The following is a 24373-nucleotide window of genomic DNA, read 5'->3' on the forward strand; positions in this document are numbered from 1 at the left end:
TGACGGTCGCGGGCAGGCGAACCGTGAATAACCTCCTGCATCTGCTGTTGGGGGGGCTGGTGGAGCGGGATTTTTTTGGGGTTGTGGTTGCTCTTGTCGGGGCAGGCGTCGAGGTAGTCGAAGGCGCTGTGCCATCGGACGGTGATCGCGCAGGAGCGCGGTTGCAGCGGCGGCCTCGCCTCCGCGAGGGGGGCGGGGTGCAGGGGAGGCGCCGTCTGTTGCTTCCGCAGGGATAAAACGGGCGCCGAACCCTGCGGAAGAGCCATGGACGCGCTTTCTCGCACATCCGCCGCTGACGCACGATCCGTCGCGCGGCCCGCGGAGGGGCTGCACTGGGGCTGCCACAAAAAGCAAGACCCGCGAACGATTACAACCTGTTACACGCCTATGCGGGCCGGCGAGCCGAGGCGATCAGGTGGATGCCGATGGACTCACCCTCGCGCTCGGCGGAGAGCTCCACCTCGGTGCGCACGAGGGTGGGGAAGCAGGAGACGTCCTCGGCCACGGCCCGCTTGACCGCCTCGGCGGACAGCACCGTGCGCGGTCGGATCCAGTCGACGTCGAAGCCGGCGCTGGTCAGCAGCGCCTTCAGCTCCTCTGGCCAGAAGCAGCGGGTGATCGTGCCGTCCTCGGCGGGAACGAGCACGACGTCGGCGCGCGGCACGTCGGACAGCTCTGCCCAGCGGTGCTGCTCGGCGAGGCGGGCGAGGCCGAGCAGGAGCGAATCGACGCAGAGCAGCAGCCGGCCGCCCGGCCGGAGCATGCTGTGGATCTCGTCCAGGGTCGTCTCCGTGGCCAGGCAGAACGACAGTGCCCGTGCCTCCGCGAGCACCGCGTCGAACGAACCGGGGGAGAACCAGTCCAGCGAGCGGGCGTCGCCGACGATCGGCAGCAGTGTGCCCGGACCGGCGGCCGGGTCGGCCGGGTCGGCCTGGGCCACCACCCGCACGACCTGGTGACCCGCGGTCACCATCTGGCGGGCGAAGCGGGCCCGCGGGCCGGAGACGTCGAGCACCCGGGCCGGCTGCGCCGGCAGCCACTCTCGGAGCTGTACCGACGCGACCTCCTCATAGAAGGCCCAGTACGGATCGTCACTGTCTGCTGGTGCCTCGCAGACCAGGGTGTTCGCTCGTCCACGAGGCGGGCCCGGGTCGGCGTCGGGGCCAGGCAGCATGAAGCTTTCCTACCCTTCGGGAGGCGATGATGCGAGGCAAGTCACACACTCAAGGTGGAAGTCTGACAGATTCCACGCTCGACCACGCCGTGTCCTTCCCTGCTGTGTCGGATAGATGCCTGTCGGCTGCACCGCTGCCCGGGGTCGCCCCCGAGCCCGGTGCCCACCCTGATGGTGCCTGCCTGGGTTGTGCCCACACAGCTGTGGACGGCGGCCGGCTGCGGGTGGTTCCCGGGACCGGCCTGTCGACCGTCCTTTTTTTGCACGGCGCCGGCAGTGGCGTTGACACGCCGCTGTTCGACGCGCTGGCCGCCCCGCTGAGCGTCGCCGGGGTGCGGGTCGCCCGGCTGGAGATGCCCTACCGGGTGGCCGGGCGCCGGGCGCCGGACCGGCCGGCTCGCCTCGACGCGGTGGCCACGGCCGCGATCGAGGTGCTCGGGGCGCCGCGCCCGCTTGCCCTCGCCGGGGTGTCGATGGGCTCGCGGGTGGCCATGCGGGTAGCCGCGGAGACGGGCGGGTGCGGAGTGCTTGCCCTGGGCTTTCCGCTGCAGCCGCCGGGCACCACCGCGGCGGGCCAGCCGAAGCCGTCGAGGCAGGGGGAGCTCGATGGTGCCGGGGTGCCCGTCCTCGTCGTCCAGGGGGACCGGGACTCCTTTGGTCGGCCGGCGCCGGATCCGGTGCTAGACCGGCAGGTGCACCTCGTCGTGGGCGGCGACCACTCGTTCCGCACCCGGGTGCGCGACGGCCGGCCGGCCGGCGACGCCGTCGCGGAGGCTGCCCGGGTAGGCGCCGCATTCCTGCTCGAACGGTTGGGGTCCCCGGCCCCGGCGCGGGAATCAGCCGCGGGGCGATCGGCGTTGTGACCAGTGTCAGACGAGGTCACGGAGGTCTCATGACTCGTGCGAACGCCACGCACCGGCAGCCGCCGGTGCAGCCGCGATTTGTCCCACAACGGCCCCCTGCGGCCGTCGTGCCGATACGCGCCGAGGCCCTGGTCGGGGTATCGTCCGCTCCGGAGAGACGGTCCGGTTCCGTCCGGTCCGGCGCGCTGAGCGCGGAGTGGGCCGTCGGAAGGCACGACGGTGAGGGAGTGATCCTGGTCGACGAGACCACCGAGGAGCGGGGCGCGCGGTTCGAGCGCGACGCCCTCCCGTACCTCGACCAGCTGTACGCGGCCGCGCTGCGGATGACCCGCAATCCGGCCGACGCGGAGGATCTCGTCCAGGAGACCTTCGTCAAGGCCTTCGCGGCCTTCCACCAGTTCCAGGAGGGCACGAACCTCAAGGCCTGGCTCTATCGGATCCTGACCAACACCTTCATCAACACCTACCGCAAGCGGCAGCGGCAGCCGTTGCAGAGCCCGACTGAGCAGGTCGAGGACTGGCAGCTCGCCGAGGCGGAGTCGCACACGTCCAGCGGACTGAAGAGCGCCGAGACCGAGGCGCTGGAGCACCTGCCCGACAGCGACATCAAGGACGCGTTGCAGGCGTTGCCGGAGGACTTTCGGATGGCGGTGTATCTCGCCGACGTCGAAGGCTTCGCCTACAAGGAGATCGCGGAGATCATGGGAACGCCGATCGGGACCGTGATGTCCCGGCTGCACCGTGGCCGTCGCGGTCTGCGCAAGTCCCTGGACAAGTACGCGGCGGGTCGTGGGCTGGTGGGCGCCGGGTCCGCCGACGGCGAGGGTGGTGCGTCGTGAGCTGCGGCGGTGAGCACGCGATCGACTGCCGGAAGGTGCTCGACGCGGTCTTCCTGTACCTCGACGGCGAGTGCGACGGCGGGCAGCACGACCTCATCCGGTCCCATCTCGACGAGTGCTCCCCGTGCCTGCGCGAGTTTGGTGTGGAACACGAGGTGAAGATGCTCGTCGCCCGCAAGTGCGGCGGGGAGCGGGCGCCGGACTCGCTGAGGACCAGCGTCCTGGCCCGGCTCCGGTCGGCCCGGGTGGAGGCGGACGCCACCGAGTTCCGGCCTGATTAGCGCGCGGCCGCGGGCCCCGGCATGGGGCTCGCGCCAGCCGGCGATCACTGCGTCACAGTCACGCTGAGTACAGGCTAGGGATAGGTGGCGCACAGGCGCGCGGGCTAGTGTCCTGCGTCGTGCGCATCCTCGTCACCGGCGCGGCCGGCTTCATCGGTTCCACTGTCACCGATCGGTTGCTGGCCGACGGCCACAGCGTCGTCGGCGTCGACGACCTGTCCACCGGTCGGCTGGCCAACCTCACCGCCGCGGCTGCGGATCCCCGCTTCTCCTTCGAGCAGGTCGACGTCACCTCGCCCGAGCTGCCCGCCCTCGTCGGCCGGGTGCGACCCGAGGTGGTAGCCCACCTGGCCGCCCAGATCGACGTCCGGGTCAGCGTCGCCGACCCGCTGCGCGACGCCCGGCAGAACGTGCTCGGCACGATCAACGTCCTCGAGGCCAGCCGCCTCGCCGGCGTGGCCAAGGTCATCCACACCTCGTCCGGCGGGTCGATCTACGGCTCGCCCGCGCGGCTGCCGGTGGACGAGACGACGCCGGTGGCGCCCGAGTCGCCGTACGCGGCGGGCAAGGCCGCCGGCGAGCTGTACCTCAACGTCTACCGGGCGACCCACGGCCTGGCCTCGACCGCCCTGGCGCTGGCCAACGTCTACGGGCCGCGGCAGGATCCGCACGGCGAGGCGGGCGTCGTCGCCATCTTCGGGACGGCACTGCTGGCCGGGCGGCCGGCGAAGATCTTCGGTGGCGGCACCGCGAGCCGGGACTACGTGTTCGTCGACGACGTGGCCGAGGCGTTCGCCCGGGTGCTGCCGGTGGATGCCGCCGACGGCGTCCGGCTCAACATCGGCACCGGCGTCGCCACCACCGTGCGGGAGTTGCACAGCCGGATCGCCGCGATCGTCGGCGCGCCCGACACCCCGCTGCCGGCGCCGGCACGCCCCGGCGAGCTGGCCCGCATCGCCCTGGCCGTGCACCTGGCGGCGCGACTGGTGGGCTGGCGACCCACGGTCGATCTCGACGAGGGCCTGGGGCGCACCGTCGCCTGGCTGCGCCAGCAGGCTGTCGCAGTGGCCTGAGCGGCGCCTGGCGGCGGGCCGCGTTCGCACGGCCCGCCGGGCTGCTCAGGTGTTCGGGCGCTTGCCGTGGTTGGCCTTGCTCTTGGCCCGCGCGCGCCGCTTGCGCTTCTTCTTCGCCATGGCGTCCTCCCCTCCATCAATCGGATGTGGAGTCATCGTGCCAGCCCGGGCCGCCGGGTGGTGACCGACCTGCCTGCGTGGCCGCCCCCACCCTCGCCTGGCTCGTCGCCGTCCACGTCGCGCCCGCCGCTCGTGCGGTGGCGCTCGCCCCCCTCGTCGCGGACCTTCCCGACGAGCCGGACGTTGCTGGCGGACCCGTCCACGGGGTCCACCGCGCCGCTGTCCCGCGCGCCGCTGTCGAACGAGCCGTCGGCGTAGCGGTGGTCGTCGGGCTCGTCCCGGCCGGCCTGGTCGTCATGGCGGGGACCGTCGTCGTAGCCGTGCTCGTGGTCGTCGCGGTCGAGATTGTCGTGGTCGAGGTCGTCGTGGTCGAGGTCGTCGTCGTGGTCGAGGTCGTCGTCGGAACCGATCAGCCCGTCCGCGTCGCCGTACCCCGCCAGTGGTGCGCCGGTCAGCGCCGCCTGGCGCCGGGCTCGCAGCGTGCGCCAGGCCCGCACCGGGGTCACGGCACCGAACAGCCCGAGCGCCGCAGCCATCGCCACGTCGCCGACGCTCACCACCGCCGGCACCCCCGGAAAGGGCAGTGGGATGATGTCGCTGAGCAGCCGCAGGCTCGTGCCGTCCCCGGCGGGGGTGTGAAAGGCCGAGGTGAGAATGTCGTCGATCGGGACGCCGGCCCTGTCTGCGCCCCACAACGACACCGGCATCTGCCCGCCGTTCACCGTGATGACGGCGGCGTTGGCGATGATGCCGGTCACCAGCAGCCCGAGCCCGGGTAGCCGGTTGTTCATCCCGGCGAACAACGCGGCGAGCACCGCCGCGACGATCCAGGCGGGGCTGTGCAGCGCCGGGACGAGCCCGCCCACTGCCAGCACCAGGATCACCGCGGCGAACAACCACGGGCGCAGGACGTGGACGCGGGCGAGGGCGCCCAGGGTTCCGCCGCGGGCCAGGCCGACGCCCAGCCCGCATACCAGGGTCAACACGAGAAGTACGAGCACATGCGTAGTCTGCGGGTTTACGGCGAACAGTCCCAACACCGGGCGGTCGAGTCGCCCCTGTGCGGTGGTCCGAACACACCTGTGGGCGAGAGACGTTGGTCAGAGTGACCGGTGGCACTAGGCTCTTGGCACGTTCGAATCGCCGCTGAAGGGAGCCCGATGGTCGAGGAAGTCCGCGCGGAGATGGTGGCCAATGTCTGGAAGGTCGTCGTCGGTGTGGGTGACTCGGTGGCCGCCGGTGACGCCCTCGTCATCCTCGACTCCATGAAGATGGAGATCCCGGTGATCAGTGAGGACGGCGGCACGGTGGCGCGAATCGCGGTGCAGGAGGGCGATGTCGTCCAGGACGGTGACCTGATCGCCTTGGTCGAGCAGGTCGCCGCCGGCTGAGGCGCCGCCGCGAGCGGCCCGAGACCCGGCTCCGCCGTCGGCCGAGGGCTGCGTCGCGTCATGCCCTAAGCTGACTTCGTGGACGCTTCGTTCTGTGACCGTTGCGGTCAGTTGGCCAGTGTGGGCCGTCATGAGGCGTGCGCGCGGGCCCGTGAGCTTGAACCGCCTCGTTACTGCCGGATCTGCCGGCGGCGGATGGTGGTGCAGGTGACCCCCGCGGGCTGGTCGGCGCGCTGCACCGAGCACGGCCTCATGACGGCCACCAACGCCTGAGGCCGCGCAGCACAGCCCCCGGCCAGGGCCTCGCGGGGCCCTGGCCGGCCGGGCGGTGTCTTACAACGTGGCCTGCAGAGACTTGATCGGCATGCTCAGGTCGGCGAGCATCTTCAGATCGGACTCGGCCGGCCGGCCAAGCGTTGTCAGGTAGTTGCCGACGATCACCGCGTTGATGCCGCCGAGCATCCCCTGCGCCTCCAGGTCGCCCAGGGTGATCTCCCGTCCGCCCGAGTAGCGCAGGATCGTCCGGGGCAGGGCCAGTCGGAACGCGGCGATGGCGCGCAGTGCGTCGCGCGGCTGCACCGGCGGGTAGTCCCCGAAGGGGGTACCGGGCCGCGGGTTGAGGAAGTTCAGCGGGACCTCGTCGGGCTCTAGGACGGCGAGCTGGGCGGCGAGCTCGGCCCGCTGCTCCAGTGACTCCCCGACCCCGAGGATGGCCCCGCAGCACAGCTCCATGCCGGCGGCGCGCACCATCTCGCAGGTCTCCCAGCGCTCCTCCCAGCTGTGGGTGGTGACGACCTTGGGGAAGTGCGAGCGGGACGTCTCGAGGTTGTGGTTGTAGCGGTGCACCCCGATCTCGGTGAGCTCGTCGACCTGCTCCTGGGTCAGCATGCCCAGCGAGCAGGCGATGTTGATCTCGACGGCGGCGCGGATGGCCGCGACCCCCTCGCGGACCTGGGACATGAGCCGGGCGTCGGGCCCACGAACGGCCGCGACGATGCAGAACTCGGTGGCGCCGGTCGCCGCGGTCTGACGGGCCGCCTCGACCAGCGAGGGCACGTCGAGCCACGCCGAGCGCACCGGCGAGTCGAACTTGCCCGACTGCGAGCAGAAGTGGCAGTCCTCCGGGCAGCCGCCCGTCTTCAGGCTGATGATGCCCTCGACCTCGACCTCCGGGCCGCACCAGCGCAACCGGACCTCGTGCGCGAGCGCCAGCGCGTCGCCCAGGTACTCGTCGGGCAGTCGCAGGATGGCGAGCACACTCGCCTGGTCGAGCCCCCGCCCGCCCTCGAGAACCTCACGCCGGGCGTAGGCGAGCAGGGCGGCCGGGGCCTGCCCGGCGGCGGCCGGCGCGTGCGGGGGCGCCGTCGCCGAAGCGGTGTGCGCGGTCACGGGTGCGGTCACTGGGGTCCTCCAGGCGGGACGTCGGCAGGAATTGCGCTCGGCGATGGGACTGGCTCGTCGTCGGGGTGGGCTGGTCGAATCGTCTTCTCGGATCGGCTTGTCAGGGCTTCTCGGGGTTTCTCGGGGTTTCTCGGGGTTTCTCGGGTTGGCCTGTCAGCAGATCGATCGCAGTGCCCGTCCATTGTCGAGCCCGCGCCCGCTGCGCTGCCCGGTTTTCCCGAGCGACATCGGGCACGTTCGTCACCCGTCCGGCTTCGGGCGCGCTGAGCAGGCCGTTCCCGCCGCCTTCGGCCGCCGGGCGCCGTCCGGACCGTCTTGCCTATAAATTTGGACAATTCGGTCATTTAGCGCTGTGGATGGGCCGGGGAACGGCCTACACCGGGTGGCGTTCACGGAACTGCTGTGCACGGAAGGTACCGCCGAGGGCGGGTTCGAGTGCCTGCCGGGCCGTCGCGAGGAACTCGGGCCGGCCCAGCAGGGCGGCGCCCGCGGGCAGGGCCCCGGCCAGCGGCCGACCGGCCAGGTCGGTCAGGTCGGTCAGGTTGCTGCGGCAGGCCAGGTCCGGTTCGCGCGGCCAGGATCCGATCACCACGCCGGCGAGGTCGAGGCCGCGGTGGGCCAGGGCCTCCAGAGTCAGCGCGGTCGCGTTCAGCGCGCCGAGACCCGCCGTCGTCACGACGAGCACCGGCGCCGCGAGCAGCCGGGCGAGATCGGCCAGGGTCGCGCCGTTGTCGTCGTAACGCACCAGCAGCCCGCCGGCCCCCTCGACGAGGACGAGGTCACGGTCGGTGGCGAGCTTGCCGATCCGAGCCGCCAGACCGTCGAGATCCACGGCTGGCCGGCCGGCCCGGCGGGCGGCGGCCGCCGGCGCCAGCGGGTCGGGGTAACGGGCCAGCTCGTGGACGTCGCGGATGCCCGCGAGGCCGGCAACCAGGTCGACGTCTCCCAGCTCGTCGGGCCGGACACCGGTCTGCGCCGGCTTGACCACAGCGACGGCATGGCCACGGTCGTGGGCGAGCGCGGCCAGCGCCGCGGTCACCACCGTCTTGCCGACCTCGGTGCCGGTGCCGGTGACCACCAGCAGCGTCATCGGGCGAGCACCCCGGCGGCGGCGAACGCCTCGGCCGCGAGCGCCAGGTCGGCGTCGCTGAGGTCGGCGCGGGCGGCCAGCCGCAGCCGGCTCGTGCCCGCGGGCACCGTCGGCGGCCGGAAGCAGCCGACCGCCACCCCGTGTGCCAGGCAGGTCGCCGCCGCGGCCACCGCCGGCTCCGGCTCGCCGACGACGACCGAGACGACCGCGCCGGCCGGGCGCGGCGCCCCGGTGAGCGCGGCGAGCTCGTCGGCGCGACGCCGGACCGTGGCAGGCAGCTCCGGATGGGCCCGCAGGTGCGTCAGCGCCGCCAGCGCCCCGCCGGCGCTCGCCGGGGCGAGGCCGGTGTCGAAGATGAACGTGCGGGCCGTGTCGATGAGGTGCTCGCGGACGGCCGTCGTGCCGAGGACCGCGCCGCCCTGGCCGCCGAGCGCCTTCGACAGGGTGACGGTGGCCACCACGTCCGGCTGCCCGGCGAGCCCGGCGGCGGCCAGCGCGCCGCGGCCGGTCGGGCCGACCACGCCGAGCCCGTGCGCCTCGTCGACGACGAGGACCGCCCCGTGGGCGCGGGCCGTGGTGTGCAGCTCGGCCAGGGGGGCGGCGTCGCCGTCGGCGGAGAACACCGACTCGGTCACCACGAGCGCGCGGCGCCAGCCGCCGGCGGCGAGCGCGGTGGCCACGGCGGCGACGTCGCCGTGCGGAGTGATGGCCACCCGCGCCCGGGACAGCCGGCAGGCGTCGACGATCGAGGCGTGGTTGAGCGCGTCGGAGACGATCAGGTCGCCGGGGCCGGCGAGCCCGGTCAGGCAGCCCAGGTTCGCCGTGTAGCCGGAGGAGAAGACCAAGGCTCCGGCGAAGCCCACGTGGTCGGCGAGCGCCGCCTCCAGCTCGCCGTGCAGGGTGGTCGTCCCGGTTACCAGCCGGCTGCCGGTGGAGCCTGTGCCCCATGCCCGCAGGGCGCGCGCGGCCCCCTCGACGACCGTGGGATGGGCGCCGAGGCCGAGGTAGTCGTTGCCGGCGAGGTCGACGCGCACCCCGGCGCCGTCCGCGGCCGGTGCCAGGGCGCGGGGGCGCAGGCGGCGGCGCAGGCCGGCCGCCTCCCGAGCCCGCGCATGATCGGCAAGCCAGGCCAGTGGATCGGCCGCGGGCGGGCCGCCGGTGGGCTCCGCGGTGCTCTTCGCTACGCTCGTGGCGATTTGCGGCGCTATGCGCGTGCCGGGAACCATTGCCGCGGCGGCGTTGTCGACGGTCACGACGGCGAGCGTACGGGTCCTGACGATGGCGCGGGGGTGCCCGCCAACTTGCAGCACCGGTCCGTCTGGCAGTCTGCGACCCGTGGGAACCCTCGCCGACATGCTGCGCGCGAGCACGGACCTCAGCGACGACGACATCGACCACCTGCACGCGCTCGTCGCGGACTGGGCTCTGCTCGCCGACCTCTCCTTCGCTGACCTGCTGCTCCTTGTGCCCGTTCGTTCCGGTTCGGGCTCGGGCCGGGGCCATACCAGCGGGACCGAGTTCCTCGTCGTGGCCCAGGTCCGACCCACGACCGGCCCGACCGCGTACCACAACGACGAGGTCGGCAGCGTCGTCATCAACCGGTGGGTGGTCCAGAACGCCTGGCGGGAACACCGCATCGCGCGGGAGGGCGAACCCGAGTGGGACGGCGGGGTGCCGGTGCGGACGGAGGCGATTCCCGTCCGCCACGGCGACGAGGTGATCGCCGTGCTCGCCCGCGACACCAACCTGGTCAATCCCCGCACCCCGAGCGACCTGGAGTCCTCCTACCTGCAGGGTGCCAACAACCTGGCCCTGATGATCGCCGAGGGTGCCTTCCCGTTCCGCGGGAGTTCCGCCGAGCTGCCTGAGTCACCCCGGGTCGGCGACGGGATGATGCGGCTCGACGGCGCCGGCAAGGTCATCTTCGCCAGCCCGAACGCGCTGTCGGCGTACCGCCGCCTCGGCTACACCGGCAACGTCACCGGCGAGGACCTGCGCACGGTGCACCGCGCGCTGAACCTGCCCGCGACCACGCCCGCCGTCTGGCATGCGATCGGCCGGCGCCGGCCGGTGGAGGTCGAGGCCGCCGTCGGCAGCACGGTGGTGATGCTGCGGGCGATCCCGCTGTTTCCCGGTGCCACCCGGGAGGTGCTGGTCCTCGTCCGGGACGTCTCGGATCTGCGCCGGCGGGAGGCGCTGCTGCTGAGCAAGGATGCCACTATCCGTGAAATACATCACAGGGTCAAGAACAATCTCCAGACCGTGGCCGCCCTGCTGCGGCTGCAGATGCGCCGCACCAAGGTCGACGAGGCGCGATCGGCCCTGCGGGAGTCGGTGCGCCGGGTGACCTCGATCGCGGTTGTGCACGAGACGCTGTCGCAGAGCCTGGGAGAGAGCGTGCCGTTCGACGAGATCGCCGACCAGATCACGTCGGTGACCGTCGACCTGGCGTCCACCGGTGCGCGGGCGAACACTCGCCGGTCGGGATCGTTCGGGCGGCTGCCCGGCGAACTCGCCACCCCGCTGGCTCTTGTGCTTTCGGAACTTCTACAGAATGCTGTAGAACATGCGTTCGATGGTTCGGCGGGCTCGATCGAGATTCGCGTGCAGCGCCTGGTGGACCGGCTGGACGTCGTCGTCGCCGACGACGGGGCCGGCCTGCCGGAGGACTTCCAGCTCGAGCACTCGCCCCGGCTGGGGCTGCAGATCGTCCGTCAGCTCGTACTCGGTGAGATGCACGGCACCATCCGGCTGCAGGCCGGTCCGGAGCGAGGCACCGAGGCGCTGCTGTCCATCCCACTTTCTGAAAGTTGAGTGTTTAGGGTCTGCGCGCGGGGGTATCCCCCGGGATGTGTCCCTCGTTCGCGGTCGGTGTGGCGACGCCTCGGGCCCGTGGGCGGGGCGCGCGGGGGCTGCGACAGGGGCCGAAAACATTTCGGCCGCTCCGTCCGCGTCGCGCCGCATCGCTGCGGCGGACGCGCGGACAGAACGGCCGATGGTGCTGCCCACCATCCCCGTGCTCGGGCACGGATCGCGGCGTGGCGTCGTGCGGGGACCACTGTGGTCCGCCGATGGTACGAGGCTCGGCGGGCAGGATCTACCGCGGGCGGTTGTGGTGATGCGGACGTGGCACGTCCTTGCTGCACCCCGGTCTTCGGCGCTGGGCCACCGGGGGTCGTGCACTCAGGCGGTTCGCACCCGCAGCCGGACCTGGCGCTTGAGCGCCCGGCGTTCGTCTTCACTCAGCCCGCCCCAGACGCCGGAATCCTGCCCGGTGTCTAGTGCCCAACTGAGGCAGTCACTAGTGACTGCGCACCGCGCGCAAACGGCCTTTGCCTCTTCGACCTGGCGTTCCGCCGGACCGGTAGTACCGATCGGGAAGAAGAGCTCGGGATCCTCGTCACGGCAGAGCGCTCTGTGGCGCCAGTCCATGCGTCCAACTCCCTCTCTCGTCTCGAGCCACACTGCACATGAGACGCTTTGCGAGCCGCTACGGTTGTGTCGCGGATGAAAATTGAATGAGCAGGGTGTCTGCTCGACCCTGACGGCGGGCCGTGGAGCGGGTTTCTGACTGTCGGCGTGCCCAGGTGCACGTGCATCCACCTCGGACATTCGCCACCCTCCCACCGGAACGGGCAGGGGCGCAAGAACCTGCAACCGTCTTCACACCCTGCCTGGCCTGCACTTGTCCGGCAGGGACACAGATGGGCCACGGGGTGCGACCGTCTCCGACGGTTGCTGAAGCGCCACAGAAGTCCTGGTTGATAGGGCCTGTGGTGGCATGGGCCGAGCGCCATGGGGGCCGTCCCCGCGCCATACGGCGGGCCCTTCCTGATCAAGGGGCCGGCGTCATGCCATCTGGGCATCAGCATACGTCTGCGTGCATCCGGGTTACTCCGGACCATGCTGGGCGGCGTCCTCCCCGCCTGCCATGACACGCTCGGCCCGCCGGAGATGGCAGGGTTGGGCCATGGAGGTTCTCGGTCATCGCGGTAGCAGGGTCCCTGGCCCGGAGAACACGGTCGAGGCGGTGGACGCGGCGCTGCGGGCCGGTGCGGACGGTGTCGAGATCGACCTCCGTCGCAGTGCGGACGGGGACCTGGTGTGCGTGCACGACGCCCGGCTTTCCCGGCCCGCAGGGAGGGCGGTCGTCCGCCAACCCACCGAGGCCCTGCGCGCCCGCGGCATCCCGCTTTTCGACGAGATCCTCGACGTCTGGGCCGGTCGCGGCCGGCTGATCTGCGAGATCAAGAACCAGCCCGGCCAGCCTGACTTCGATGCCCCGCGGGAGCGCACCGCGCGGGCCCTCGCCGAGCGGCTGCGCGCCCGGGGCTGGGCAGGACCGCGGCCCACCGTGGCCGACCTCGACGCCGGTGCCGGCGGCATCACCGTGTCATCGTTCGACTGGTTCGCCATCGAGGCCGTGCGCGACGCGGAGCTGGCGGTCACGACGGCGTTTCTGACGATGCCGCGGATGTCCGTCAGCGGCGGCCTGGCCTACGCACGGTCCGCGGGCCATGCCGAGCTCCACGCCCACACCAGCGCCGTGCTCGGCTCGCCGGACGCAGGCGCCCGGGCCCGGCAGGCCGGCCTACGCCTGGTGACGTGGACGGTCACCGGTGTCGGCGCCGCGCGCCAGGTGCGGGACGCCGGGGTCGCCGGGGCGATCTGCGACGACCCCGTCGAGATCCGCCAAGCTCTCGACACCCCGGACCCTTCCGGCGCGGGCGCCACCGAGGGCAGCTGAGTCGAGAGGGAGAGCCCTTCCCGTGCTCTCTATCCTGATCATCCCGCGAGGGTTCACGGCCAGAATGCGGTCAGATCACGTCGAGCATCGAGGGATAAAAGCGACATTCCGGGCACGAACCGTGCCCGGCCCTCGCCACCTGTCCGTACACGGTCGATCACAGAAGCCTGCGGCCCAGTCGGCAGCGCCATAATCCGGACCGCTGCCGCGAGGGCGGTGGAGTTCCGGACGCGTAGCTCCGGTGGGTCGCAATACCTTCTGGGCGATGCGGGAGGTCTGGCGAGGCAGGGCGCGTCAGGCGATGACGCGCAGGGCCCGCGGATGGTGGGTGAGTGCGACGTCGGCATACTCGCCGAGGTACTCGCCGTCCATCTGTAGCGGCAGCGGGTGATCCGCGAGGAACCGCATCGTGGCCGCGTCGTGGCGGCGCACGACGTTGCGACCGCGCGGGCCGCGCCCGTCGGCAAGGATCTGCGAGGCCGTGCGCAGCACGCTGGACAGCCGCACCCGTCGCAGCGCCAGCAGGTCCAACCCGGTGTCGAACGACGCCTCCGGGCAGGCCAGCACGGGGCGGGAGTTCAGATAGGTCCACGGACGGGTGTTGCAGACGATCCCGAGGGCGATGCGCTCCTCGACGCTCCCAGAGGCCTCGCCGGCGGCCGCGACCCGGGCATCGGCTTCCTCGGTGGGGAGGTCAACCTCGGTGGGGAAGCTGTGGGCGTCGGTCGTCTCCAGGACTACGGACGGGGCGCCCCGGTCCGCCCCGCGGGTCACCTGGCCCGCCGCCGTCCGGAGGAACAGACCGGCACTGTTGCGGCGGCCCTTGTGCCGCTTCTCCTCGGCTCGCGCGACCACCCGTGCGTCAAGGCCGATGCCGAAGCAGAACGTGAACCAGCGGCTCTCCCCGCCGTACTCGGCTCGACCGAGGCTGATCCGGCGGCTGCGTCCCTCGCGCAGGGCGTTCAGCAGCTCGCCGGTCGCCTCGACCGGCGAGGCCGAATAGCCCAGGGCGCGAGCGAACACGTTCGTGCTCCCACCCGGCACCACCGCGAGCGCCGGCCCGTCCTGCAGCGGGCCGTTCTGAAGCAGCCCGTTGGTGATCTCGTTCACGGTGCCGTCGCCACCGAGCGTGATTACCACGTCGACGCCCAGTTCCACGGCGCGCGCCCCGAGCTCGACCCCATGGCCCGGCCCCTTGGTGAGCACGGTCTCCATGGTGACGTCGGCCGCGAGCGCGGTGGCGAGGACGTCCCGAACACGTTCGGTTGTGGTGGTGGCGACGGGGTTGACGACCAGCAGCCCTCGCATGCTTCTACCGTAGTCCGCCAGTCCATCTCGGGCGGCGGCTGGGAAAACTCTCACATCGGTGAAACCGGGGGTCCGTGGGCCGGTGCCGGCGCGATCGTCGGCTCCCGAGCCCGGTTGTCGACCGGCGTGGCCTTGCAGGGGACCGGCGTGGCCCTGCGGGGGACCGGGGTGGCCTTGTGGGGACGTAGTGTCGGACCATGGGATCTACGAGCCGTCCCGACCGGCCGGCTGGCGGCCGGTTCGAGGAGCTGCGCGAGGCCGCACGCACGGCGTCCGTGCCGGCCTGGGTGGCCAGCATCCTGCTTGCTGCCGAGGCGCTCGTCCTGCTGGCGCTGGGCGTCCTGCAGGTGCTGCGCGGCTTCGGTTCCGACATCGACGACGTCGGGCGCGCCGAGACCGGCGGGGTGCTGGCGATTGTCGGAGCCGCGGGCGTGGCCCTGCTGGCCGCGGGAGTGCTGCGGCGCGGGGCTTCCTACCGTTCGCCCACCCTCCTCGTGCAGATCCTGTGCCTGCCGGTGGCCTGGGGGCTGCTGCAGGCCGGCGACTACGGCTACGGCATCCCGCTGCTCGTCGCCCCCCTTGCGATCGTCGGGGCCCTGCTGGCCGCGGGTGGGTTCGGTCCGTCGGCGTCCGACGCCAGCGGCCCCGACACCCGAGCGGGTCAGGGCGAGCACGAAGGCGCCGAGCGTGGCGATGGCCGTGTTCCCCGCGGGCCGCAGAGCCCCTGAGGGCGGCGCGAAGCCGCCCGGCGGGGTCAGAAGCCCGGCGGGGTCAGAACAGCCCGGGCGAGGTTTGGACGGCGCAGGTGAGAATCGGACGGCGGCAGGCGAGGGTCAGACGGCGCGGAGCCGACCGGACGGGGTCAGCCGTCCTCGAGTAGGCCGCGGCGGAGCTGGGCCAGGGTGCGGGCCAGCAGCCGGGACACGTGCATCTGCGAGATGCCGAGCTCGGTGGCGATCTGTGACTGGGTCATGTTGCCGAAGAAGCGTAGGAGCAGAATGCGCTTCTCCCGCGGCGGGAGCTTCTCCAGGAGCGGCTTGAGCGACTCGCGGTACTCCACGCCCTCCAGGGACTCGTCCTGGACGCCCAGGGTGTCCGCGACGGCGGGAGCCTCGTCGTCGCCGGAGTCCGGCGCGTCGAGGGAGACCGCCGAGTAGGCGTTGGCCGACTCCAGTCCCTCGAGGACGTCCTCCTCGCTCATTTGCAGATGCCGGGCGATCTCGCTCACGGTGGGGGAGCGGCCGAGTGTCTGGGACAGCTCGGAGGTCGCCTTCGTCAGCGAGAGCTTGAGCTCCTGCAACCGGCGGGGCACCCGGATCGCCCAGCCCTTGTCGCGGAAGTGGCGCTTGATCTCACCGACGATCGTCGGGGTGGCGTAGGTGGAGAATTCCACCCCGCGCTCCGGGTCGAACCGGTCCACCGACTTGATCAGGCCGATCGTGGCGACCTGGACGAGGTCGTCGAGCGGCTCGCCACGGTTGCGGAAGCGCCGGGCGAGGTATTCCACCAAGGGCAGGTGCATCCGGACGAGCTGGTCGCGGATGGCGGCGCGCTCCGCATCGCCCTCGGGTAGTTCGGCGAGGCGTACGAACAGTGCACGGGCCCTGGCCCGGTCGGGGGAGTGGGCACGGTCGGTGGTCTCGCGTTCGACCTCGACGCTCGGCAGCGGCTGGGCCGCAACCTCGGCGCTGACATCCGGGTCGCCCGCGGTGCGCTCGGCGGGATGTTCGTCCAGGGCGGCCCCCCGCTGGCTCAGCGCAGCCACCGGGTCGACCGCGGGTGCATCCTGGCCGGCGGCCGTCCGGGGCGGCGTCGGGGTCCTGCCGGTCGATGTCACGGCGTACCTACCGCGTCACCCAGTGGTGTCTCGTTGGCCGCACCTGATCCGCGGACGTGCCCCGCCGGCTCGCCGAGATCCGCTCGCACGCCCCGGCGCTTCTGCAGCGTGATGCTCACCTTGTTGCCCGGGCCGGTGAAGGTGTCCACGTCGCCTGCGAGGGCCTTGAGCACCGTCCAGGCGAAGGTGTCCTCGGAGGGCGGCTCGCCGTCGAGGCTCTCGACCGTCACCAGCACATGCATCACTCCGGGCGAGAGCGTGAACGTGCAGTCGAGCGATGACCCGGGCACCGCCGAGACGAGCAGCAGCGCGCACGCCTCGTCGACAGCGATCCGCAGGTCCTCGATGTCGTCGAGGGTGAAGTCGAGCCGGGCGGCCAGGGAGGCCGTCGCGGTGCGCAGGACGGTCAGGTATGCGCTGGCCGCGGGCAGGGTGAGCGCGACGACGTCGCGCAGTCCGCCGGAGTGGGCGGTTTGGCTGTCGATGGTGTCGGAGTTCTCCGCGCCGCCGGTCGAAGGCGTCGGATCCACGTTCCTACCCCCAAAGAGCCTGCGTAGTGCGAGGGAGGACCCTCGCGGGTGGTCCGCCGGCCGGAGCCGGCCGAGCGATGATGTTGTGGATGAATGCCTTCCCGCTTGCCGACGGCATCAAGCATCCCCATTTCGGCCGTGACGTCCCTCGTGGCCTGAATGGGATCCGCTCCGTCGGCGGCTGGCGACAGCCACCGCCTCCACCGTACCCAGCCGCCGGTGGGTCCCGCAGGTCGGGTGATCGTAAGCGCCCGCAGGCGGCCTCATGCGCGCGATGCCGGCGCCGGCGAGACCTGGCGCGCGAAAGCCCCGCAACCGGGACGAGCTGCCCGGACAGGCGGTCCGATCCGGGCCGGAGCAACCGGTTTCAAGCCGGATCGGCGACGGTACCGGGGCGCGGGCGGGCCAGGGCGGCGAGATCGGTGAGGGCGTCGCCGTCCACCCGCCAGGTCGACCACCCGGTCAGCGGCTGCGCCGCGAGCGAGCGGTAGAACGCCTGGGCCGGTGCGTTCCAGTCGAGCACGGCCCAGTCGAGCCGCAGGTACCCGCGTTCGACGCAGGTCGCGGCGAGGGCGGCGAGAAGGGCCCGGCCGTGCCCCCCACGGCGGTGCTCCGGCCGCACGAACAGGTCGATCAGGTACATCCCGGATTGCCCGGTCCAGGTGGAGAAGGTCGGATGCCAGATCGCGAAGCCCACGACCGGGGGCGGATGCGGGGACGGATGCACCACTCCGGTTGGGGGTGGACCCCCGATCGGGGTAACACCCCCGGGTGGCTGGTCGGCCGTGGCCACGAGGCAGTAGGCGGCCGGGACCGGGCCGAACAGGGCGGCCTGCAGATCGGCCGGGGTCATGGCGACCCGGTCCGCCTCCCGCTCGTAGGCGGCGAGCTCCCGGACCAGCTCTCCGACGACCTCGACGTCTCCGGGGCCGGCCACCCGGATCATCGCGATCCGCCCGCCGCGGCGCCGGGGGCGCGTAGCTGGTCGTAGAAGGCCCGGCAGTCGCGGTAGGTCGGCAACAGGCCCGCCGACTCCGCCTCCTTCAGCGAGGGGGCCGCGGCGTCCTTCTCGGACAGCAGCGGCGTGAGGCTGTCGGGCCAGGGCAGCGCCAGATCGGGGTCGAGCGGGTCGACGCCGTGTTCGCGGCCGGGGGTGTAGGACGTCGAGCACAGGTAGGAGATCGCCGCGTCGTCGGTCAGCGCCATGAAGGCGTGCCCCAGGCCCTCCGAGACGTACAGTCCCCGCCGGTCGACGTCGTCGAGCAGAACCGTGGCAAAGGTGCCGAACGTCGGCGATCCGGTGCGGATGTCGACGACGCAGTCGAGCACTTGCCCGCGGACGCACGTCACGTACTTCGCCTGGCTGGGTGGCACCTGAGCGTAGTGAACGCCACGGAGCGTCCCGGCCCGGCTGACGCTGTGATTGGCCTGCGACAAGGTCAGCGGATGGCCCACGACCTCGGCAAGCGCGTCGGAGCGGAACCACTCCAGGAAGGTCCCGCGGCTGTCGGAGTGCTGACGCGGGGTGAACACCCAGGCGTCCGGAACCGATAGTTCGCTGATCTCCACGACAGCGAAGGTACCGGTTGGACGGGTTGTCTCCCCGCAGGCTGGACCGGTGGTCCGGCGCGCGTTGGTGCGCGGGTGTGGCTTTGCGCAGCGCCGGTTACGGTGGTGCGGCCGGTGTCGAGAGACAAGGCCGACGGTGGGCAAGGCCGACGGTGGGCTAGAGCACTTTCGACAGGAAGGCGCGGGTGCGCTCGTGCGCCGGCGCGGTGAGCAGGGTGGCCGGCGGGCCGACCTCCACGACCGTGCCGGCGTCCATGAAGACGACGGTGTCGGCCGCCTCGCGAGCGAACCCGAGTTCATGAGTGACCACGAGCATGGTCATTCCCTCGGCGGCGAGCTGGCGCATGATCTCCAGCACCTCGCCGACCAGCTCGGGGTCGAGTGCGGACGTCGGCTCGTCGAACAGCATCAGCTTGGGGCGCATCGCCAGCGCCCGAGCGATCGCGACGCGCTGCTGCTGCCCGCCGGAGAGCTCGGCGGGGTAGGCGTCCGCCCGGTCGGCCAGGCCCACCCGGGCCAGCAGCGCCCGGCCCCGCTGCGTCGCAGCGGACCGCCGCTCGGCGCGCACCCGGACCGGGGCCTCGATGATGTTTTCCAGGGCGGTCAGGTGCGGGAAGAGGTTGAACCGCTGGAACACCATCCCGATCTCCCGGCGTTTGCGGGCGATGTCGCGGGGGCGCAGCTCCCGGATCCGGCCGCGGTGCTCGCGATAACCGACGAGCTCCCCGTCGACCTCCAACCGGCCACCGCTGATCCGCTCCAGGTGGTTGATGCAGCGCAGGAACGTGGTCTTCCCGGAGCCGGATGGCCCGATCAGGCAGGTCACTTCGCCGGGGGCCACGGTCAGGGAGACCTCCCGCAGGGCGACGTGCTGGCCGAACGACTTGCGAACCCGCTCGGCGCGGACCATCGGCACCGCGCCGGCGGCCAGGTCTGCGCTCACCGGCGCTCCCCGACGCGGGGCAGGATCCCGCGCGCGAAGCGGCGCTCCAGCTGGTGCTGCCCGGCCGTGAGCACCGAGGTCAGCGCGAGGTACCACAGCGCCGCCACGATCAGCAGCGGGACCGTCTGGAAGTTGCGGGCGTAGATGAGCCGGGTGGCGTTGAGCAGCTCGTTGTAGGAGATCACGCTCACCAGGGAGGTCGTCTTGAGCATCGAGATGGTCTCGTTCCCGGTGGGGGGAATGATTGTCCGCATGGCCTGCGGCAGCACGATGCGCCGCAGGGTCAGCGCCCGGGGCATGCCCAGCGCGGACGCCGCCTCGGTCTGGCCCGCGTCGACGCCGTTTATCCCGGCGCGCACGATTTCGGCCATGTAGGCCGCCTCGTTGAGGCCGAGACCGAGCACCGCCGCGGCGAACAGCGGCACGATGTGGTTGGCGTCGCCGGAGACGAAGCTCGGCCCGAACGGTATTCCGAGCGAAAGCCGGGGGTACAGGGCGCCGATGAAGCTCCAGAACAGGATCTGGACCAGCAGCGGCGTGCCCCGGAAGAACCAGATGTACAGCCAGGCGGCGCCGGCCACGACAGGATTCGGTGACATCCGCAGGATGGCCAGCCCGATTCCGCCGACGATCCCGATCGCCATCGCGATGACCGTCAGGTAGACGGTGGCCCACATGCCACGCAGCACCGGCTCGGCGAACAGGTAGTCGCCGACGGTGCCCCACTGGAAGTTCGGATTTGTGACGAGGGAGTGCACGCCCATCGCGGCGAGCACCAGGATGACCACGCCGGCCGCCCACCGGCCGGGATGGCGCAGCGGCACGGCGTCGACGTCCACCCCGACGCCGGTCCCGGCCGTTGCCACCGCCGCGGGGCCAGGCGTCGGTGCTGGTGCTGGTGCGAGAGGGGGGACGGCAGCGCCGCGCTCGGGCGGGGAGGCGTCCGCGGCCGTCATCCGGTGGCGCCGTTGATCTGCGGGTCGCTGATGGCGCCGTCGCGGACCCCCCACCGGTCGAGGATCTTCGTGTACTCACCGTCATCGATGATCTTGGCCATGGCGGCGCGCAGCGCAGCGGCCAGTCCCGGGTTCCTGGGCACGGCGATGCCGTAGGGCGCGGTCCCGTAGGGCTTCCCCACGATCCGGATCTTTCCACCGGACAGTTTCGCCTGGTAGGCGGCGACCGGCGAGTCCGCCATCGACAGATCGGCGCGGCCCGAGGCGAGGGCCAGGTTGGCGCCGTTCTGGTCGTCGTAGTTCTGCACGGTGACCGCGGGCTTGCCCGCCGCTGTGCATCGGCCGCTCTGATTGCCGGCATCGGTCTGCTGGACGGTGCCGGACTCCACCGCCACCGTGTGCCCGCACAGATCGTCCAGTGTGGTGACCTCCACCCCACCCTGGCCGTGGGTCATGAACGAGGTGCCCGCCGAGTAATAGGTCACGAAGTCGACCTGCTTCTCCCGCTCTTTGGTGTCGGTGAAGGAGGACATACCGATGTCATACCGGCCGGAGGCGAGGCCGGGCAGGATCGAGTCGAAGACCACTTGTGTGGGCTGGACCCTGAGACCCAGGACACCGCCGAGTGCGCGAGCCAGGTCGATATCCATTCCGATGATGGTTTTTCCATCCGTGTCGAAGAACTCGTTCGGCGCGTAGGACGGGTCGGTGCCTACCGTGAGCGTCCCCTTGTCTCGGCTACTTTGGGGTAGTTGACCTGCGATGACGCCGTCGGAGGCCGAAGTCGCCGCCGCTGTGGCGGTGGAGTCGGAGTCGCCATCGCCACAGGCCGCCACGATCGTCAGCAGAGCAAGGCTCATGACCAGGGCGGATATCCTTGAACCAGGACGGAAAACGCCGCTGTGCACTGATGACCTCCAGGATTGGGTGATGCGTTTATGTGACGTGGGCGGTGCCCGAGTGCACCCAACCCTGATCATGTGACGTCTCCGCTACGCTCGCGCGCCCGCTCCGTGTCGACATGTTTCGATCACGTTGCGGTCAGGTTCGTCCGAGGTTCACCGTGGGCGAAGCTTCCGCGCGAGCCCGAGCGGGTCGGCGTGCGATATTGGATGTAACCCCGGGCAATCCCCGGGCGCTCGTCCCGCCTCATGATCATCAAATATCCTGAGGTGAGACCGCTCAGGCCCGCCCTCCCGCGGACACGGCACGCATGGAGGGTGGGCGTCTTGTAGCGCCGCCCAGGTGGTACCACGATTGCTCAAGGGGCCACCGGCGGCATGTCCGAGGAGCAATCTCCGTGACCGCAATCACTGACCACTCGACCCTCGACTCCACCGCCGCGTCGGAACTGGCCGGGGTCAGCCCGCGCCCGTCCGACGACGATCCTGCCTTCGCCCTGCACCGCGGCGGGAAGATCGGCGTCGCGCTGACCGTCCCGCTGGAGACCCGCGAGGACCTCTCGCTGGCCTACACTCCCGGGGTCGCGCGGGTGTGCATGGCGATCGCCGAGACGCCGGCCCTCGCCGACGACTACACCTGGCGGGCGAACACGGTCGCCGTCATCACCGACGGGACCGCCGTGCTCGGCCTCGGTGACATCGGCCCAGCGGGTTCCCTGCCGGTCATGGAGGGCAAGGCGGCGCTGTTCAAGCACTTCGGCGGCGTCGACGCCGTCCCGCTCGCGCTCGCCTGCACCGACGTCGAGGAGATCGTCGAGACCGTCGTCCGGCTCGCGCCGAGCTTCGGCGGGATCAACCTCGAGGACATCTCGGCGCCGCGGTGCTTCGCGATCGAGCGCCTGCTGCAGGACCGCCTCGACATCCCGGTCTTCCACGACGACCAGCACGGCACCGCGATCGTCGCCCTGGCCGCGCTGGAGAACGCCGCCAAGCTGACCGGGCGCACCCTGGGTGACCTGCGTGCCGTGGTGTCCGGTGCGGGTGCGGCCGGAGTCGCGGTGACCCGCATCCTGCTGGCCGCCGGCATCGGCGACATCGCGGTCGGTGACAGCCGCGGCATCATCTACCCCGGCCGCGACGCCCTCACCACGGTCAAGGCCGCGCTCGCCGCCGAGACCAACTCCGCCGGCCTGACCGGTTCGATCACCGACGCGCTGCGCGGCGCCGACGTCTTCCTCGGCCTGTCCTCCGGGCAGGTGCCGGAGGAGGCGGTCGCCACCATGGCCCCCGAGGCGATCATCTTCGCGATGGCGAATCCGGACCCCGAGGTGGAGCCCGCGATCGCCCACAAGTACGCCCGGATCGTGGCCACCGGGCGCAGCGACTACCCGAACCAGATCAACAACGTGTTGGCGTTCCCCGGCGTGTTCCGCGGCGCGCTCGACGTGCGGGCCAGCAGGGTGACGGAGGGTATGAAGCTCGCCGCCGCCAAGGCGCTGGCCGACGTGATCGCGGACGAGCTCGCCGACGACCTCATCATCCCGAGCGTGTTCGACGCCCGGGTGGCCCCGGCGGTCTCCGCGGCGGTCGCCGCAGCCGCCCGGGCCGACGGGGTTGCCCGGCGCTGAGCGGGTCCGTGACGACGGGGACCCCGCAGGTCAGGCCTGCGGGGTCCCCGAAGCGCGTCTGGGGGCCGTCAGACCCGGCCGCACCCGGGGCATGGCCGGTTCTCGACGGCGTCGTCGAGCGGGCGCAGCGTGCCGCAGCCCTTGTAGGAGCAGCAGACGAAGTCCGCCGACATGACGGTGATGACCGGCGTGCCGTCGATGATGACCGTGGCGGGGGCCTCCGGGATCGGGGCGATCGGCTGACGGCGCCAGCTCAGCCGTCGATGCGCCCCGCGCCGCCCCGGCGTCTCCGGCGAGTCATCCCTGGTCACCACGGTTTGTTCACCGCACCGTCCACGCTTGTCATACCCACGGCGATGAGTTCAGCACAACGGACCCGAGGATGCGCGAGCCGGGGCGGATGATCCCTTTTCGTCGGGATTGGCCTCGGCATCCGCATCGCGAACGACTCGGGTTGCTCGCGCCCAGGATCGGGCGGCCGTAGGTTCGTGGGGTGCTCGCAGCCGCCGCGGTCTCCCTGCATCCCGATGCCCCTCTCGACGGTCTGTTCATCGGCGAGCAGCCTGAGCCCACACTCCCGGACGGGTGGGTCACCGTCACGGTGCGGGCCGCCTCGCTGAACCATCACGACCTGTTCAGTCTGCGCGGCGTGGGCCTGCCGGCCGACCGTCTCCCGATGATCCTCGGCTGTGACGCTGCCGGGGTGACCGCCGAGGGGGAGGAGGTCGTCGTGCATGCGGTGATCGGCGATCCGGCGGCGGGTGGCGGCGACGAGACGCTGGACCCGCGGCGCACCCTGCTGTCCGAGCTGCACCCGGGCACCCTCGCCGAGCAGGTCGCGGTGCCCCGGCGAAACCTCGTCCCGAAGCCGGCCGGGCTGTCGTGGGAGGAGTCGGCATGTCTGCCGACCGCCTGGCTCACCGCCTACCGGATGGTGGTGTCCCGGGCCGGCCTGCCCGCGGGCGGCGGCGGGACCCTGCTTGTCCAGGGCGCCGGCGGCGGGGTGGCGACCGCCGCCCTGCTGATCGGCAAGGCCGCGGGGCACACCGTGTTCGTCACCTCGCGTGACGAGGGCAAGCGCGCGCGGGCCGCGGCCCTCGGCGCCGACGAGGTGTTCGAGTCCGGCGCCCGGCTGCCGCGGCGGGTCGACGCCGTCATCGAAACCGTCGGCGCAGCCACCTGGAGCCACTCGCTCAGGTCCCTGCGGCCCGGCGGCCGCCTCGTCGTCTCCGGCGCGACCAGCGGCTCGAACCCGCCGGCCGAGCTCACCCGGATCTTCTTCCTTCAGTTGTCGGTCGTCGGATCCACGATGGGCAGCCGGAAGGAGCTCGTCGAGCTGCTCGCCTTCCTGGAGCGCACCGGAATCCGCCCGCCGGTGCACGAGGTGCGCCCCCTGTCCGCGGCGCGCGCGGCGTTCGAGCAGCTCGCCGACGGTGATGTCTTCGGCAAACTGGTGCTCACGCCATGAGCGGCGGGTCCGGGCCCGGGTCAGAGGTCGGCATCGTCGTCGGGGCGCGCGAGCCAGGTGGCGAGGCGTTCGACGGCATCGGCGAACTCCGGGTGGACATCGACGAAGGCCCGCAGCGAGTCGGCTAGTCCCTCGTAGGTCACCGTCTCCGTGCCGCGGCGGTCGGCGAGTTCCTCGATGCCTCGGTCGGTGAAATACATCCCCACTCCCGTCGTACCCGGCGGCTACCCGGTGACGGGAGCCGCCGGGTAGT

At 71.8% G+C, this 24373-nt stretch carries 29 protein-coding genes; 11 read left to right on the forward strand and 18 right to left on the reverse strand.

Annotated features, from left to right (window positions below; translation table 11 throughout):
- Both NBZ85_RS04460 and NBZ85_RS04465 read right to left on the reverse strand, forming a co-directional pair.
- Positions 1–266: hypothetical protein (locus NBZ85_RS04460; RefSeq protein ID WP_261561537.1), on the reverse strand; the 266-nt coding region annotated here is incomplete at its 3' end.
- A gap of 119 nt (positions 267–385) precedes the next feature.
- Positions 386–1174: a class I SAM-dependent methyltransferase gene (locus NBZ85_RS04465; RefSeq protein ID WP_261554121.1), complete on the reverse strand. Its 789-nt coding sequence runs from the start codon at positions 1172–1174 to the stop codon at positions 386–388.
- A gap of 203 nt (positions 1175–1377) precedes the next feature.
- Between NBZ85_RS04465 and NBZ85_RS04470 the strand changes: the two genes are divergently transcribed.
- The 4 genes from NBZ85_RS04470 to NBZ85_RS04485 all read left to right on the forward strand — a co-directional run bounded on the left by NBZ85_RS04470 (position 1378) and on the right by NBZ85_RS04485 (position 4230).
- Positions 1378–2037 (forward strand): alpha/beta hydrolase family protein, encoded by a 660-nt coding sequence (locus tag NBZ85_RS04470; RefSeq protein WP_438803059.1) that lies wholly within the window; start codon positions 1378–1380, stop codon positions 2035–2037.
- A gap of 29 nt (positions 2038–2066) precedes the next feature.
- Positions 2067–2876: a sigma-70 family RNA polymerase sigma factor gene (locus NBZ85_RS04475; RefSeq protein ID WP_261554119.1), complete on the forward strand. Its 810-nt coding sequence runs from the start codon at positions 2067–2069 to the stop codon at positions 2874–2876.
- Positions 2873–3157 (forward strand): mycothiol system anti-sigma-R factor, encoded by a 285-nt coding sequence (gene rsrA, locus NBZ85_RS04480; protein WP_261554118.1) that lies wholly within the window; start codon positions 2873–2875, stop codon positions 3155–3157. The genes NBZ85_RS04475 and rsrA overlap by 4 nt, the downstream gene beginning before the upstream one ends.
- Before the next feature lie 119 nt (positions 3158–3276).
- The gene (locus NBZ85_RS04485; RefSeq protein ID WP_261554130.1) at positions 3277–4230 is read left to right on the forward strand and encodes an NAD-dependent epimerase/dehydratase family protein; all 954 of its coding nucleotides are present in this window, start codon (positions 3277–3279) and stop codon (positions 4228–4230) included.
- A gap of 45 nt (positions 4231–4275) precedes the next feature.
- Here NBZ85_RS04485 and NBZ85_RS33685 read toward each other — a convergent pair whose 3' ends face one another.
- Together NBZ85_RS33685 and NBZ85_RS04490 are read right to left on the reverse strand one after the other, a co-directional pair.
- A complete protein-coding gene (locus NBZ85_RS33685; RefSeq protein ID WP_369299096.1) occupies positions 4276–4350 on the reverse strand; it encodes a 50S ribosomal protein bL37 in 75 nt (24 codons plus the stop codon).
- Positions 4351–4382: 32 nt separating this feature from the next.
- Positions 4383–5336 carry a DUF5317 domain-containing protein gene (locus tag NBZ85_RS04490; protein ID WP_261561539.1) on the reverse strand — a complete coding sequence of 318 codons (954 nt, stop codon included), beginning with the start codon at positions 5334–5336 and terminating at the stop codon, positions 4383–4385.
- Between the two features lie 174 nt (positions 5337–5510).
- Between NBZ85_RS04490 and NBZ85_RS04495 the strand changes: the two genes are divergently transcribed.
- Together NBZ85_RS04495 and bsaP are read left to right on the forward strand one after the other, a co-directional pair.
- Positions 5511–5741: a biotin/lipoyl-binding carrier protein gene (locus NBZ85_RS04495; protein ID WP_261554116.1), complete on the forward strand. Its 231-nt coding sequence runs from the start codon at positions 5511–5513 to the stop codon at positions 5739–5741.
- Positions 5742–5819: 78 nt separating this feature from the next.
- Positions 5820–6014: a biotin synthase auxiliary protein BsaP gene (gene bsaP / locus NBZ85_RS32985; RefSeq protein ID WP_368861336.1), complete on the forward strand. Its 195-nt coding sequence runs from the start codon at positions 5820–5822 to the stop codon at positions 6012–6014.
- A 60-nt stretch (positions 6015–6074) separates the two neighbouring features.
- Here bsaP and bioB read toward each other — a convergent pair whose 3' ends face one another.
- From bioB to NBZ85_RS04510, 3 genes are all read right to left on the reverse strand, one after another.
- A complete protein-coding gene (gene bioB, locus NBZ85_RS04500) occupies positions 6075–7142 on the reverse strand; it encodes a biotin synthase BioB (RefSeq protein ID WP_261554115.1) in 1068 nt (355 codons plus the stop codon).
- Positions 7143–7515: 373 nt separating this feature from the next.
- The gene (bioD, locus tag NBZ85_RS04505; protein WP_261554114.1) at positions 7516–8232 is read right to left on the reverse strand and encodes a dethiobiotin synthase; all 717 of its coding nucleotides are present in this window, start codon (positions 8230–8232) and stop codon (positions 7516–7518) included.
- On the reverse strand, positions 8229–9485 hold the full coding sequence (locus NBZ85_RS04510; RefSeq protein ID WP_261561540.1) for an 8-amino-7-oxononanoate synthase: 1257 nt from the start codon (positions 9483–9485) through the stop codon (positions 8229–8231). The genes bioD and NBZ85_RS04510 overlap by 4 nt, the downstream gene beginning before the upstream one ends.
- A 100-nt stretch (positions 9486–9585) precedes the next feature.
- On the opposite strand from NBZ85_RS04510, the gene NBZ85_RS04515 reads away from it, so the two are divergent.
- Entirely contained in the window at positions 9586–11046 is a 1461-nt protein-coding gene (locus tag NBZ85_RS04515; RefSeq protein WP_261554129.1) for a sensor histidine kinase, read from the forward strand.
- A 369-nt stretch (positions 11047–11415) separates the two neighbouring features.
- Here the strand turns inward: NBZ85_RS04515 and NBZ85_RS04520 are convergent, their stop codons facing one another.
- Positions 11416–11664 (reverse strand): WhiB family transcriptional regulator, encoded by a 249-nt coding sequence (locus tag NBZ85_RS04520; RefSeq protein ID WP_261554112.1) that lies wholly within the window; start codon positions 11662–11664, stop codon positions 11416–11418.
- 538 nt (positions 11665–12202) lie between these two features.
- On the opposite strand from NBZ85_RS04520, the gene NBZ85_RS04525 reads away from it, so the two are divergent.
- On the forward strand, positions 12203–12979 hold the full coding sequence (locus NBZ85_RS04525) for a glycerophosphodiester phosphodiesterase (protein ID WP_261554111.1): 777 nt from the start codon (positions 12203–12205) through the stop codon (positions 12977–12979).
- Between the two features lie 294 nt (positions 12980–13273).
- On the opposite strand, the gene NBZ85_RS04530 is transcribed toward NBZ85_RS04525, so the two are convergent.
- Complete coding sequence (locus NBZ85_RS04530; RefSeq protein ID WP_261554110.1) at positions 13274–14287, reverse strand: diacylglycerol/lipid kinase family protein; 1014 nt, start codon at positions 14285–14287, stop codon at positions 13274–13276.
- A 197-nt stretch (positions 14288–14484) separates the two neighbouring features.
- Between NBZ85_RS04530 and NBZ85_RS04535 the strand changes: the two genes are divergently transcribed.
- Positions 14485–15015, forward strand: a complete 531-nt coding sequence (locus NBZ85_RS04535; RefSeq protein WP_261554109.1) for a hypothetical protein — start codon at positions 14485–14487, stop codon at positions 15013–15015.
- Positions 15016–15149: 134 nt separating this feature from the next.
- On the opposite strand, the gene NBZ85_RS04540 is transcribed toward NBZ85_RS04535, so the two are convergent.
- The 7 genes from NBZ85_RS04540 to NBZ85_RS04570 form a co-directional block, all read right to left on the reverse strand.
- The gene (locus NBZ85_RS04540; protein WP_261554108.1) at positions 15150–16124 is read right to left on the reverse strand and encodes an RNA polymerase sigma factor SigF; all 975 of its coding nucleotides are present in this window, start codon (positions 16122–16124) and stop codon (positions 15150–15152) included.
- Positions 16121–16654 carry an anti-sigma factor gene (locus tag NBZ85_RS04545; RefSeq protein ID WP_261554107.1) on the reverse strand — a complete coding sequence of 178 codons (534 nt, stop codon included), beginning with the start codon at positions 16652–16654 and terminating at the stop codon, positions 16121–16123. The genes NBZ85_RS04540 and NBZ85_RS04545 overlap by 4 nt, the downstream gene beginning before the upstream one ends.
- Before the next feature lie 367 nt (positions 16655–17021).
- The gene (locus NBZ85_RS04550) at positions 17022–17600 is read right to left on the reverse strand and encodes a GNAT family N-acetyltransferase (protein ID WP_261554106.1); all 579 of its coding nucleotides are present in this window, start codon (positions 17598–17600) and stop codon (positions 17022–17024) included.
- A complete protein-coding gene (rfbC, locus tag NBZ85_RS04555) occupies positions 17597–18223 on the reverse strand; it encodes a dTDP-4-dehydrorhamnose 3,5-epimerase (protein ID WP_261554105.1) in 627 nt (208 codons plus the stop codon). Before rfbC ends, NBZ85_RS04550 begins: the two co-directional genes overlap by 4 nt.
- 157 nt (positions 18224–18380) lie before the next feature.
- Positions 18381–19139 (reverse strand): amino acid ABC transporter ATP-binding protein, encoded by a 759-nt coding sequence (locus tag NBZ85_RS04560; RefSeq protein ID WP_498041231.1) that lies wholly within the window; start codon positions 19137–19139, stop codon positions 18381–18383.
- Between the two features lie 23 nt (positions 19140–19162).
- Positions 19163–20122 (reverse strand): amino acid ABC transporter permease, encoded by a 960-nt coding sequence (locus NBZ85_RS04565; protein ID WP_261554104.1) that lies wholly within the window; start codon positions 20120–20122, stop codon positions 19163–19165.
- Positions 20119–20982: an ABC transporter substrate-binding protein gene (locus tag NBZ85_RS04570; protein WP_261561541.1), complete on the reverse strand. Its 864-nt coding sequence runs from the start codon at positions 20980–20982 to the stop codon at positions 20119–20121. Before NBZ85_RS04570 ends, NBZ85_RS04565 begins: the two co-directional genes overlap by 4 nt.
- 440 nt (positions 20983–21422) lie before the next feature.
- On the opposite strand from NBZ85_RS04570, the gene NBZ85_RS04575 reads away from it, so the two are divergent.
- Positions 21423–22652, forward strand: coding sequence for an NAD(P)-dependent malic enzyme (locus NBZ85_RS04575; RefSeq protein ID WP_261554102.1), 1230 nt, complete (start codon positions 21423–21425; stop codon positions 22650–22652).
- A 68-nt stretch (positions 22653–22720) separates the two neighbouring features.
- On the opposite strand, the gene NBZ85_RS04580 is transcribed toward NBZ85_RS04575, so the two are convergent.
- Positions 22721–22963 (reverse strand): hypothetical protein, encoded by a 243-nt coding sequence (locus tag NBZ85_RS04580; RefSeq protein ID WP_261554101.1) that lies wholly within the window; start codon positions 22961–22963, stop codon positions 22721–22723.
- 182 nt (positions 22964–23145) lie between these two features.
- On the opposite strand from NBZ85_RS04580, the gene NBZ85_RS04585 reads away from it, so the two are divergent.
- The gene (locus NBZ85_RS04585) at positions 23146–24120 is read left to right on the forward strand and encodes a zinc-binding dehydrogenase (protein WP_261554100.1); all 975 of its coding nucleotides are present in this window, start codon (positions 23146–23148) and stop codon (positions 24118–24120) included.
- A gap of 20 nt (positions 24121–24140) precedes the next feature.
- Here the strand turns inward: NBZ85_RS04585 and NBZ85_RS04590 are convergent, their stop codons facing one another.
- The gene (locus NBZ85_RS04590) at positions 24141–24320 is read right to left on the reverse strand and encodes a DUF6104 family protein (protein WP_261554099.1); all 180 of its coding nucleotides are present in this window, start codon (positions 24318–24320) and stop codon (positions 24141–24143) included.
- Between the last annotated feature and the right edge of the window lie 53 nt (positions 24321–24373).

The organism is Frankia tisae, from assembly GCF_025403405.1.
Classification (GTDB): domain Bacteria; phylum Actinomycetota; class Actinomycetes; order Frankiales; family Frankiaceae; genus Frankia; species Frankia tisai.